The organism is Klebsiella sp. K-Nf6, from assembly GCF_002806655.1.
Lineage (GTDB): Bacteria > Pseudomonadota > Gammaproteobacteria > Enterobacterales > Enterobacteriaceae > Klebsiella > Klebsiella variicola.
Window position 1 is genome coordinate 493,974 of sequence record NZ_PIBN01000001.1, and the last position, 12,848, is coordinate 506,821.

The following is a 12,848-nucleotide window of genomic DNA, read 5'->3' on the forward strand; positions in this document are numbered from 1 at the left end:
CATATACTCTGACAAAACCATGCTTAACAGAAACACCCCCACGCATGTGGGGAAGACGTCACGTATATGCGCCTGCTAGATGATGCTGAAGCCCCCCCCCCACGCATGTGGGGAAGACACCAGCATATTGAGTTTAGCGGCGTATTAAAACACCAGATTTACGATAGTTGCACTCCGCAGGCTTTCCGCATCAGTATCAACATTTATCAAACGAAAAAGTATGTCCCCATATCACCACCGTCGACTTGCTGCTGACCAGGACCGATATACCCTACTGGCCTGTCCGCCCCGCAGCCAGGCGCAAAACGCTTTTGTCATACCCAGAACGTAGCGCGACGTACTGATGCTTGCCTTCCGTGGCTTCGCGTAGTTACTTCTGCGGAAAAATCCACACATCCTCCGCCGGGAGCGTCAGATGGCAGTGTTCGGCATCGCGCAGCGCCGTTCCGTAGGCGCGCAGCGGAAAGTCGTCGCCTTCGGTACGGAACAGGTACTCCCAGCGGTCGCCGAGGTACATGCTGGTCAGCAGCGGTAGCTGGAGGCTATTATCCTGCGCTGCGCCGTCGAGACGCAGGCGCTCGACGCGGATCACCGCCGTCGCCGGTTGGCCGACGCTGACCCCCTCGCCCGCTCGTCCCCACAGCGTCCAGCTGGCGCCTTCAACCCTCGCACGACCGTTTTCCAGCGCCGTCACCTTACCGTGCAGGCGGTTATTGCTGCCCATAAACTCGGCGGCGAACAGCGTCGCCGGGCTGCCGTACATCTCCTGCGGCGTCCCCTGCTGCTCAATGACGCCATTGTTCAGCAGCAGAATACGATCGGAGATGGCCATTGCTTCATTTTGATCGTGGGTGACCATCAGCGCCGACAGGCCCAGCTTGATGATCAGCTCGCGCAGAAACACCCGCGCCTCTTCGCGCAGCTTGGCGTCAAGGTTGGAGAGCGGTTCATCAAGCAGGATCACCGGCGGGTTGTAGACCAGCGCCCGGCCGATGGCCACCCGCTGCTGCTGACCACCGGAGAGCTGGTGCGGATGGCGGTTGCCGAGATGCCCCAGCCCCAGTTGATCCAGCACGCGTTGCACCCGCTCTTTTATCTCCCCGGCGGCGACTTTACGCAGCTTCAGCGGATAGGCCACGTTGTCGAACACCGTTTTGTGCGGCCACAGGGCATAGGACTGAAAGACCAGGCCCAGGTTACGCTCTTCGGCCGGGATTTCGCTGCGCGGCGTGCCGTCGTACACCGTGCGGTTGCCAATGGCGATCCGCCCGCTCGTCGGCTTCTCCAGCCCGGCCACCGCCCGCAGTAGCGTGGTTTTGCCGCTTCCCGAAGGCCCCAGCAGCGATACTACCTCCCCCCGGCCAAGCGTCATGGACACCCCCTTCAGCACCGGGTTGTCGCCATAGGTGAGATGCAGATTTTCTACCGATAACTCAATCATGTAATTTCACTCCAAAGCGCAGGGCGATGCCAAGGCCAATCACCACCAGCAGAATATTGATAAAGGAGAGCGCCGCGACGATATCAATGGCCCCCGCCGCCCACAGCGACACCAGCATCGAGCCGATGGTTTCCGTACCCGGCGACAGCAGATAGACGCCGGTGGAATACTCGCGCTCAAAGATAAGGAACATCAACAGCCACGAGCCAATCAGCCCATAGCGCGACAGCGGGACGGTGACGTGGCGGGTGATCTGCCCCCGTGAGGCACCAGTGCTGCGCGCCGCCTCCTCCAGCTCCGGGCCCACCTGCAGCAGCGTCGAAGAGATGAGCCGCAGACCGTAGGCCATCCACACCACGGTGTAGGCCAGCCAGACGCTGAAGATGGTGTTGCGCAGGGCGCGCAGCTGCACGATAACGTGTTCGCGCAGCCAGTCGGCCACCGGCAGCGCTGAGAGCCAGCCGTGCTTCAGCGACTGATCGAGCCACATCGGCACAAACAGGAACACCCACAGGAAGGCCAGACCGGCCAGCAGCCCCGGCACCGCGCGCGGGACCAGCACGCTGTAGTCGAGAAAGCGGGTGACGTTGTCCGCTTTGCGGTGCATGGCGATGCCGACAAACAGATAGCAGACCACCGCCAGCGCGCCGCCGACGATGCCGATAGCCATCGAGTTGACGATCGCCCGCAGCAGGTTGGGCTGCTGCCAGATATTGTGGAACGTCGCCAGCGACAGCTCATCCCACAGCGACACGCCGACGCCCCAGTTGGAAATAAAGGCGCGCAGCGCCACGCCGAGCAGTGGTACGCCGATGGTCACCGTCAGCCAGGCCACTACCACCGCCCCGGCCACCCAGCGCCATTTGCCCAGCGGCAGCGCCCGCGCCTGCGACGCCTTGCCCTTCATGGTGACAAAGCGGTTGGCGGTGCGCATCAGCCGACGCTGGAGCATCACCAGCGGGATGGTGATGCAGATCAGCACCACCGCCACCGCCGCCATCAGATGGTAGGAGGGGGTGCCGAGCTTGTTGGTCAGCTTATAGAGATAGGTCGCCAGCACCATGTTGCCCTCAGGGTCGCCCAGCACCAGCATCAGACCGAAAACTTCCAGACCGAGGAAGAAGAGCAGCACGCAGGCGTAAAGAATGGATGGCCGCACCATCGGCAGACTCACCGAGGTCATCACCTGCAGCGGTGTGGCGCCGACGGTGCGCGCCGCCTCTTCCACGTCCGAACCGACGCTGCGCAGCGCCGAGGAGATATAGAGATAGGCGTGCGGAACGTGGGTTAACCCGGCGATGACCACAATGCTGAACATCGAGTAGATATTCCACGGTACAAAGCCGATCAGCTGCTGCGCCCACTGGGAAAAGAAGCCTACCGGCCCGGCGGCCACCACGTAGCCAAAGCCCAGCACCATCGGCGAGACGAAGATCGGCACCAGGATCAGCGGCTCAATGATCCGCCGGCCGGGTAAATCGGTGCGCACCATCAGAAACGCCAAAATACCGCCCAGCGGAATGGCAATAATCACCAGGCCAAAGGCCAGAATAAAACCTGACCTTAATGCCAGATAAAAATCCGGGTCGGTAAAAATAAAGGCGAACGCTTCCAGACTCCACGATTTGGAGCGGGAAAAGAATGGCGCGGAGAGAAAACTCTGCACCACAATAAATAACAGTGGGACATAAATCACCAGCGCCGTGATGCACACCACCACGCCGCGCGGCAGCCCCTGCCACTTTCTGCGTAATACATTCATGGTTCATCCCTTTGGTCAGGAGAAAAAACCCGCCGGGTGTGGAATTGGGGCATCAACGATGCCCCTGGGGAGGATTATTTCGCGGCGGCGCTGCGCCATTGTTTAATAAACTGCAGACGTTTTTGCGGCTGTAAATAATCCAGCAGCGTTTCGTTGACCGGGATTGGTTTTAACGCTTTACCCAGCAGAGTAGTCATGCCGTCGATATCATTTTTACCTTCAATATCGCGACGAATAGAGGGAATATCCGCCTGGCTGGCGAGGATCTGCTGGCCTTTTTCCGACAAGACATAATCCAGCCACAATTTCGCTGCATTGGGATGTTCGCTCTCCTGGCTAATAAACGAGACGCGGGAGAGCACCAGCACGTAATCTTTCGGATAGGCGATGCCTAAAGAGGGATCGTTTTTCGCCCGAGCTTCGGCATAGGAGCCAAGAATGTTATAGCCGATCAGGTTTTCTCCAGAGGAGACGCGCTCCATCATCGTGCCGGTAGAAGACTGCACTGTCAGACCGCCTTTAGCGATATTCGCCAGGTCGGCAAAATAGTTCGCGTCGGCCTGGCTGTCCTGCACCGCCAGCATAAAGCCGAGGCCCGATTTTTCGATGTCGTAGGTGGTGACTTTGCCTTTAAATTTATCAGCCTGGCTGGCGATCAGTTTTGCCAGCGCGGTATGCGAATCCGGAACCTCATTCTGCGGGATCAGCCTTTTGTTATAAATAAACACCACCGGCTCGTAGGTGGTGCCATAGGCTTTCTGCTGCCAGACCGCCCAGTCGGGTAATTGCTTCACCTCCGGCGAGGCATATTGTTCGGCGTATTCGGTAGCTAATTTCAGCGCGGTATCCATCGACGAGCTCCACACCACGTCCCCGCTGCCGCCCCCGGCGGCCTGCTCGCTGATATAACGGTTATACAGCTCGGTGCTGTTCATGTCGTTATATTCGACTTTGACGCCCGGATATTGCGCTTCAAATCCTTTAATTAACGGTCCGGCCGCTTTGGTATCGGTGGTGGAATAAATAACCACCTTGCCCTCTTTTACGGCGGCATCCACCGTTTTTTGATAATCCGCGGGATAGCCCGCAGGCACCTCCGCCCAGGCGGCACAGGCGAAAACGGCCGTCAGTGAAACCACTAAACCACTTATTTTCTTATACATGACACCAACCTTTAATCATCAATTAATAAACACAAATTTAACATATAGTGGTATCAGCTCCCCTTGCAACGCCGGGGATGGCTTTTTTCTGGCTTTTGTGACACTGACAGAATTTAAAAATGTGGTGTTTATGGCGTTAATTAAAACGCGATCCCGGCCCGGTTTTTTATCGCCTGTCGCCTGACTCAGACGCAGTGACGTTCCGCCGGAAGCCCCCGACCTTGACCTTCTGCGCCGGGCGGCGCAGCATAAAACGGCAAACATAACAAAATAACAACAGACTACAGGAGAGAATCAGTGCCAACAGGACACCGCTTTCTGGCGACGGATCTGCATCAGTTTGTCGTCTCACTGTTTACCCATCTCGGCAGTACCTCAGGAGAAGCCACCCTCGTCGCAGACCATCTGATCGCCGCCAATCTTGCCGGGCATGACTCCCACGGCGTCGGGATGATCCCAAGCTACGTGAAATCCCACGCCGGTGGTTTTCTGCAGCTCAACCGCCACGCCACGGTGACCAAAGACGCCGGCGCCGTGGTCACCCTCGACGGCAACGCCGGCTTCGGCCAGGTGGTCGCCCACGAAGCGATGCAGTTAGGCATTGAAAAGGCGAAGCAGCATGGTATGGCGGCAATCGCCCTGCGCAATGCGCATCACGTCGGGCGCATTGGCTACTGGGCCGAGCAGTGCGCCGCCGCCGGGCTGATCTCCATTCACTTCGTCAGCGTGATTGGCGACCCGATGGTCGCCCCGTTCCGCGGGAAGGACAGCCGCTTCGGCACTAACCCGCTGTGCGTGGTGTTCCCCCGCGAGGGCCATCCGCCGCTGCTGCTGGACTACGCCACCAGCGCCATCGCCTTTGGTAAAACCCGCGTCGCCTGGCATAAAGGCGAAGCCGTGGCCCCCGGCTGCCTGATCGACGCCAAAGGGCTCCCCACCACCGACCCGGCGGTGATGCAGACTTCGCCGCTGGGCGCCCTGCTCACCTTCGCCCAGCACAAAGGCTATGCCCTGGCGACGCTGTGCGAAGTGCTCGGCGGCGCGCTCTCCGGGGGGCAAACCACCCATCAGGAGAGCCTGCAGACCAGCGTCGACGCCATCTTTAACTGCATGACCACGGTGATCCTGCGCCCGGACGCGTTCGATGCCCCGGACAGCCAGGCGCAGACGGAGGCCTTTATCGCATGGTGTAAACAGTCGCCGCACAATGCCGATGCCCCGGTGCTGGCGCCCGGCGAATGGGAGGCCGCCAACCGCGAAGCGCGGCTGGCGCAGGGGATCCCGCTGGATGCCGGCAGCTGGCAGGCTATCTGCGCCGCCGCGCGCGACGTCGGCCTGAGCGAATCGCACTTCGACCGGTGCCGCCCTCTCGCCTAGCCACGTTTACCCCCGCAGAGCGTCTGACGTCGGCGCTCTGCGTCATCGTCATTAGTGACGAGGTCACGTTCCCGTCATCACACCATTTTAATTTTCACATGTAAATCAACAAATTAAATTCTGGCACAAGACCTGCATAGCGCAGCAGGCCTGCGTCTGCATCACGACCAGGCGTTACCGCGATCGTTGCCCGTCGGGCCCGGCGCGACAGCGATCCTCTGTTCACTGTTAACAGGTCTGTTACTGATGAAAAAAATCACGAGCGTGTGCCCCTACTGCGGGGCGGGTTGCAAACTTAAACTGGTTGTCGACAACAATAAAATCATTCGCGCGGAAGCCGCCGACGGCGTCACCAACCAGAACCAGCTGTGTCTGAAAGGCTACTACGGCTGGGATTTTCTTAACGACACGCAGCTCCTGACGCCCCGTCTCAAACAACCGATGATCCGCTACCAGAAAGGCGGCGCCTTCACGCCGGTCAGCTGGCAGGAGGCGATTCGCTATACCGCCAGCAAGCTCAGGGAGATCAAAGAGAAGCATGGCCCGCGCGCCATCATGACCACCGGCTCCTCGCGCGGCACCGGCAACGAAACCAACTATGTGATGCAAAAGTTCGCCCGCGCTGTGCTGAACACCAATAACGTCGACTGCTGCGCCCGCGTCTGCCACGGCCCTTCCGTCGCCGGGCTGCAGCAGGCGCTGGGCAACGGGGCGATGAGCAACTCGATCAGCGACATCGAAAACTCGAAATGCCTGCTGGTCTTTGGCTACAACTGCGCCGACTCCCATCCGATCGTCGCCCGCCGGGTGATCAAAGCCCGGGAAAATGGCGCCAAAATCATCGTCTGCGATCCGCGACGCATTGAAACCGCGCGCATTGCCGACCGTCATCTGCAGCTCAACAACGGCAGCAACATGGCGCTGGTGAATGCCTTCGGCTATGTACTGCTGGAGGAGGAGCTGTACAACAAAGCCTATGTCGAACGCTATACCGAAGGGCTGGATGCTTACCGCGAAGCGGTGAAGGATTATGCCCCGGAAGCGGTGGAAGCGATTGTCGGGGTCAGCGCGCAGGCGATCCGTGAGGCGATGCGCATCTTCGCCTCGGCCCCTTCCGCCACTATTATGTGGGGCATGGGCGTCACCCAGTTTGGCCAGGCGGTGGACGTGGTGCGCGGTCTGGCAAGCCTGGCGCTGCTCACCGGCAACCTGGGGCGGGCGAACGTCGGCGTGGGGCCGGTCCGCGGGCAAAACAATGTGCAGGGCGCCTGCGATATGGGCGTGCTGCCGAACCTGTTCCCGGGTTATCAGGAGGTCACCGACCCCGCCGTGCGGGCCAAATTCGCCGCCGCCTGGGGTGTCGACCCGGCGCTGATGGATGACCAGGTCGGCACCCGCATCACCGAGGTGCCGCATAAAGCGCTGACCGGCGAGATCAAAGCCTACTACATCATGGGCGAAGATCCGCTGCAGACCGAAGCCGACCTCGGCCTGGTGCGCAAAGGCATCGAGGCGCTGGACTTTGTGGTGGTGCAGGACATCTTCATGACCAAAACGGCGGAAATTGCCGATGTCCTGCTGCCGGCCACCTCCTGGGGAGAGCACGGCGGCGTATTCACCTGCGCCGACCGCGGGTTCCAGCGCTTTGAACAGGCGATCCCTCCGGCGGGGAATGTGAAGCGCGACTGGGAGATCATCAGCCTGCTGGCCAGCGAAATGGGTTATCCGATGCACTATGAGAGCAACCAGCAGATCTGGGACGAGATGCGCGAACTCTGCCCGCTGTTCTACGGCGTGACCTGGGAGAAAATGGGCGATATGGGCCATGTCCAGTGGCCGTGCCCGACCCTCGACCACCCCGGCACGCCGTGGCTGTATAAAGACAACCGCTTCGATACCCCATCGGGTAAAGGGCAACTGTTCGCCACCGCCTGGCGCGCGCCAGCGGAGCGCCCGGATGACGAGTGGCCGCTGGTGCTCTGCACCGTGCGGGAGGTGGGGCATTACTCCTGCCGCTCAATGACCGGCAACTGTGCCGCGCTGCAGTCGCTGGCCGACGAGCCGGGACGGGTGCAGATGAATCCGGTGGATGCGCAACGACTGGGGATCGCTGACAAACAGCTGGTGTGGGTCAGCTCCCGGCGCGGGAAGGTGATCACCCGCGCCGACCTCAGCGATCGCATCAATCCGGGGGCGGTCTATATGACCTATCAGTGGTGGGTGGGCGCCTGCAATGAGCTGACCCAGGATAACCTCGACCCGATCTCCAAAACGCCGGAAACCAAATACTGTGCGGTAAAAGTGGAAGCGATAGCCGACCAGCAATGGGCGGAGCGCTACGCCTGGACGGCCTACAGCGATATGAAGGCGCGACTGAAAGCCGCCGCCGACGTCTGACCTCAGGGAGCGCGCGCGCTCCCTCTGCCGCTGCCGGTGGTTACGCCGCCGGCAGCTGTTTCTCTACCAGCGCCACCCACATGGCCACCCCAGGACTAATCAGCGCATCGTTAAAGTCATAGCTGGCGTTATGCAGCGGCTTCGACGGGGTTTCGCCGTCGGTGCCTATCCAGAAATAGGCTCCCGGACAGGCCTCCAGCATGCAGGCAAAATCTTCGGAGGCCATCGACGGCGCCTGGTTCCAGCGCACCGCTTCCGCGCCGAGGGTGGCGACGGCCACCTCGCGCACCTGCTGCGCCTGCAGCGCATGGTTTTTGGTCACTGGATAGCCCGGGAACCAGCTAATCTCACCCTGCACATCGGACACCTGCGGCTGGGTCGCCACATAGCTTTCGATAAGCTCGCGCACGCGGGCGCGAACGCGATTGCTCAGACAGCGGAAGGTACCGCGCAGCACCACGGTGTCCGGCAGGACGTTGATCGCCTCGCCGCCGTTTATCTGGGTGATACTGACCACCGCGGAATCCTGCGGCGACAGGCGGCGGGAAGGAATGGTCTGCAGCGCCATAATCAGCTGCGCCGCCGCGACGATCGGATCGGCCCCGCTCTCCGGCATCGCCGCATGACAGCTCTTTCCGCGCAGGGTGATCTCGAAGGCGTCCAGCGAGGCCATCATCGCGCCATCGCTGAGCGCCACTTCGCCAAGGGGGATCCCCGGCCAGTTATGCAGCGCGTAGATGGCGTCCATCGGGAAGCGTTCGAACAACCCCTCTTCCACCATTTTGCGCGCGCCGCCGAGGTTCTCTTCCGCCGGCTGGAAGACAAAGTGGACGGTGCCGCTGAACTGGCGGGTCTGCGCCAGATGGGCGGCCGCCGCCAGCAGCATCGCGGTGTGACCATCGTGGCCGCAGGCGTGCATCACCCCGGGACGGCGCGAGCGATAGCTGACGCTCCCCAGCTCGGTGATCGGCAGGGCATCCATATCGGCGCGCAGGCCGATGACCGGCCCGGGGCCGTTTTCCAGCGTCGCCACGACGCCGGTGCCGGCCAGCCCGCGGTGTACCTGCAGCCCAAACGAGGCCAGCAGTTCCGCAACGCGGCGCGAGGTTTCCTGCTCCTGATATCCGAGCTCAGGCGCGGCGTGAAATTCACGTCGCCAGCCTGTGGCTTCGGCGATCAGTGACGGCGATACGGCCATGTATTACTCCTTTCCTGCATAGCGTAATGCTGAATAATCGGTCATGCGTCGCGTTTTTTCCCCGTCGCTCACCGGCGTCGGGTCGCTGCCGCTCCCTCCGTTATATCCTGTCGTTAACACGCTGACAACGTCACGAAATGCGGCGGCGGCGCGGCGTACAGCCCTGTCGACGCCCTGCGGTCCTTTTTTGGTAGTGATTTCAACGGTGACAACGGCCAGGCGATTAATTATTATGCAGCTCAGGACGGCAATTTGCCGAAGGATCCACTACTGACCTCTCCGTCATCGGAAATAAAATGTTTAACCCAGACCAGAATCGTCTTGCCCCCACGCTGGCGATGATCATGGCCGCGTCGCTCGTGGGATTTATCACCGGCTATACGGTGCCGTTAATCAGTCTTGAGCTGGCGCAGCAGCAGATCGCGCCGCTGTACGTCGGCCTGCTGGCCGCCCTGCCACCCGCCGGCATGATGATCTCCTCTTTCCTCTCTCCTGCGCTGTGCCGGCGCGTTGAAATGGGCGTGCTGCTGAGCGGCAGTCTGATCCTGCTGGCGCTGGCGACCATCGCCTCTTGCATGACCACCGATATGACGCTGCTTTTGCTGCCGCGCCTGCTGACCGGCCTGGCCTCCGGGGTCATTATCGTGCTGGGCGAAAGCTGGATCACCGGCGGCGCGGCGGGCGGCCAGCGCGCCACCCTCACCGGCATCTACGCCTCGGCCTTTACCGGCTGCCAGCTGGCCGGGCCGTTACTGATCTCCGTCGGCCCCGCCTGGCAGGCCTCGGCGCTGATGGCGATCGTCGCGGTCACCGCCGTCTGCCTGCTGATGCTGCGCCATCTGCCCACTGGCACCCGCGAAAGCCTCGGGGAGCGCGCCAGCTGGCGCAGCCTCGGCGCTTTCCTGCCGGTACTCGCCTCCGGGGTGTTCTGCTTCGCCTTCTTTGACGCCAGCATCCTCGCGCTGCTGCCGCTGTACGGCATGGACAAAGGACTTAATGAAGGAATGGCGGTGCTGCTGGTCACCGTGGTGCTCACCGGGGATGCAATGTTCCAGACCCCGCTCGGCTGGCTGGCCGACCGGGTCGGCATTCGCCGCGTGCATCTGACCTGCGCGGTAGTCTTCAGCCTGTCGCTGCTGGCCCTGCCGCTGATGCTCGGCTCGCGCATTCAGCTGATGGCCATTTGCCTGTTGCTGGGCGCCGCGGCGGGCGCGCTTTATACCCTGTCGCTGGTGCGGGCGGGGAAAACCTTCAATGGGCAGAAGCTGATTATGATTAACGCCCTGTTCGGCTTTTTCTGGTCCGCCGGCAGCGTCGCCGGGCCGGTGGTCAGCGGCATGCTGATCGGCATCACCGGTTACGATGGCCTGATCGTCACCCTGGTGGCCAGCGGCGTGCTGTTCCTGTTGATTCAGTGTCTGTGCAAAAACGAGAAAACCCTGCTTGCCAGTGAGCAGGAAGAGGAGATGGACGAGGCGACGGAGTCCGCACGCTAGTTTTGCGTGGGGCTGGTCTGGCGCCAGCCCGCTCGCCAGCAACCAGGCTGAGGTTTTACGCCATCAAACCTGCTCCAGGAGGACATCATGTTTTCATACATCATGCTTGGAACCAATGACCTGCCACGCGCCATCAAGTTCTATGACCCGTTAATGGCGCTGCTGGGACACGTCAAAGCCGGCCGTAACGAACAGGGGGCGTCCTGGGGCACCTTCAACGGCAATCACACCTGTGGGCTGTGCGTGGGCGTCCCTTTTGACCAGCAGCCTGCCGGGGTGGGTAATGGAACGATGGTGGCGCTTAACGCCCGCTCCGTCGAGCATATTGCGGAACTGCATGCCCTCGCCCTGCAACTCGGCGGACGTGACGAAGGCGGTCCCGGTCACCGGCCGCAGTATGGCGACGGTTTTCACAGCGCCTACGTCCGCGATCCCGACGGCAATAAGCTGGCGTTTGTTTATTATGCGTCTGCAGATTGAACGTTGAGATCTGAGGAGCTTGCGGGCTGCTGGCAGGAGAGGAAATTTGACAATCTCACTTCCTACCAGTAGGTTGTCCCGGCTGAATAGAACCCGCTGTAGATAGCGCACTTTTTCACCGCAATGATTGCTGGAGCGTGAAATGATCGAACGTTCGCCGAAAGCGCGAGAAATTATGGCCAATACGAGACAGCTGCTCACCGTCGGAGGGTATAAAAGTTTTAGCTATGCCGATCTTGCTGAGCGCGTGGGAATTCGTAAAGCCAGTATCCATCATCATTTTCCCAGCAAAGAAGATTTAGTTCATGCTGTTGTACAGGAGTACCGTGCAGAAGCCCGGGCGGGCATGGAGGCCATGGATCAGCAAATACACGATCCGCTGATCAAAGTGAAAGGGTATGCCGATTTCTGGTCAGCATGTATCAAGGATGGTACTTCGTCATTTTGCATCTGTGTCATGCTTGCTGTTGAGCTTCCGACATTACCTGCCGATATTGCCGATGAGGTCACTGGCCATTTCAGCGATCTCTCTGACTGGCTGGCATCGTTACTTAGGGCGGGTGAAACCCAGGGCGTTTTCAAACTCAATGAAACGGCGGAAGTAGAAGCCAGAGCCCTGATGGCTGGTATACATGGTGCCATGCTGGCAGCACGGGCATTCAATAATCCGATGGTGTTTGATCAGATTGCCTGGCCTCTGATAAACAAAATCATAAAAGTCGCCTGACGGTTGCCCGGTGACTTACCGGGCAATACTTGTTGCAAAACGGCCCCTTACCTCTCGCACCTCGATAACGCTCTTATGACCTCACCAGGATTGCATCAAAACATGTTGATCTTTTACCTACCTACTAGTAGGTTTACTAACAAGAAGAAGCTCACGCCGATGCTTCGCTTGTCCAACATGCCAGCTTGAGAGGGTTAAAATGACCGACAGTATTCATCAGGGGAATCAGCAGAACTGGCTCAGACAGTATTATTTTTCCCGCACCATCTTCTCGATATTATGGGCTGTTTCCACATTTATCGCTGCCCGGCATTCTTATTTTTGGGCGTCATTTTTGTTAATTCTTTATCCCGCCTGGGATGCGATAGCGAATTACATTGATGCTATTAGAAACGGCGGATTCGTCCGTAACCGGATGCAGACCGTCAATATTATCGTAAGCGCCGTCACAACGCTGGCGGTGATATTGGCTATTAACAGCAGCATGAATGATGTGATTCGGATATTCGGTTGCTGGGCAATATTATCAGGCCTGCTACAGTTGGGCGCAGCGGTCCAGCGCTGGAAAAACTATCGTGCGCAATGGAGCATGATATTAAGTGGCGCCCAGTCTACGTTAGCCGGTGCTTTTTTTCTCTTTCAGTCCCGAACAACAGAACCACCGTCTATAGACAACATTGTAGGTTATGCGACGTTTGGCGCCTTCTATTTTTGTATTTCAACCGTGTCGCTAACCGTTCGACAAAAAAGAGAAGCACAACAACCAGGCTGAATGCACTTCTCGTTTAGCAAAAATCGTGGACAGAA

Annotated in this window: 10 protein-coding genes; 6 read left to right on the plus strand and 4 right to left on the minus strand. The window is 59.7% G+C overall.

Translation table 11 applies throughout. The features are described 5' to 3' along the window. Positions 1–370: 370 nt before the first annotated feature. From CWM61_RS02470 to CWM61_RS02480, 3 genes are all read right to left on the minus strand, one after another. Entirely contained in the window at positions 371–1,441 is a 1,071-nt protein-coding gene (locus tag CWM61_RS02470) for an ABC transporter ATP-binding protein (protein WP_032733183.1), read from the minus strand. Next, a complete protein-coding gene (locus CWM61_RS02475; protein WP_061154291.1) occupies positions 1,434–3,203 on the minus strand; it encodes an ABC transporter permease in 1,770 nt (589 codons plus the stop codon). Before CWM61_RS02475 ends, CWM61_RS02470 begins: the two co-directional genes overlap by 8 nt. Before the next feature lie 74 nt (positions 3,204–3,277). Then, complete coding sequence (locus tag CWM61_RS02480; protein WP_100630638.1) at positions 3,278–4,366, minus strand: ABC transporter substrate-binding protein; 1,089 nt, start codon at positions 4,364–4,366, stop codon at positions 3,278–3,280. A gap of 297 nt (positions 4,367–4,663) precedes the next feature. Here CWM61_RS02480 and CWM61_RS02490 point away from each other — a divergent pair, with 297 nt between their 5' ends. Together CWM61_RS02490 and fdhF are read left to right on the plus strand one after the other, a co-directional pair. Then, a complete protein-coding gene (locus CWM61_RS02490; RefSeq protein WP_100630639.1) occupies positions 4,664–5,743 on the plus strand; it encodes a malate/lactate/ureidoglycolate dehydrogenase in 1,080 nt (359 codons plus the stop codon). Between the two features lie 246 nt (positions 5,744–5,989). Then, positions 5,990–8,140, plus strand: a complete 2,151-nt coding sequence (fdhF, locus tag CWM61_RS02495; RefSeq protein ID WP_100630640.1) for a formate dehydrogenase subunit alpha — start codon at positions 5,990–5,992, stop codon at positions 8,138–8,140. A 40-nt stretch (positions 8,141–8,180) separates the two neighbouring features. Here fdhF and CWM61_RS02500 read toward each other — a convergent pair whose 3' ends face one another. After that, positions 8,181–9,338, minus strand: coding sequence for a M20 aminoacylase family protein (locus tag CWM61_RS02500; protein ID WP_074385594.1), 1,158 nt, complete (start codon positions 9,336–9,338; stop codon positions 8,181–8,183). Positions 9,339–9,634: 296 nt separating this feature from the next. Between CWM61_RS02500 and CWM61_RS02505 the strand changes: the two genes are divergently transcribed. From CWM61_RS02505 to CWM61_RS02520, 4 genes are all read left to right on the plus strand, one after another. Beyond that, a complete protein-coding gene (locus tag CWM61_RS02505; protein WP_100630641.1) occupies positions 9,635–10,834 on the plus strand; it encodes an MFS transporter in 1,200 nt (399 codons plus the stop codon). 87 nt (positions 10,835–10,921) lie between these two features. Continuing rightward, positions 10,922–11,314 carry a VOC family protein gene (locus CWM61_RS02510; protein ID WP_046881204.1) on the plus strand — a complete coding sequence of 131 codons (393 nt, stop codon included), beginning with the start codon at positions 10,922–10,924 and terminating at the stop codon, positions 11,312–11,314. 142 nt (positions 11,315–11,456) lie between these two features. After that, positions 11,457–12,041 carry a TetR/AcrR family transcriptional regulator gene (locus CWM61_RS02515; protein WP_100630642.1) on the plus strand — a complete coding sequence of 195 codons (585 nt, stop codon included), beginning with the start codon at positions 11,457–11,459 and terminating at the stop codon, positions 12,039–12,041. 199 nt (positions 12,042–12,240) lie between these two features. Further along, complete coding sequence (locus tag CWM61_RS02520) at positions 12,241–12,813, plus strand: DUF308 domain-containing protein (protein ID WP_100630643.1); 573 nt, start codon at positions 12,241–12,243, stop codon at positions 12,811–12,813. Positions 12,814–12,848 lie beyond the last annotated feature (35 nt).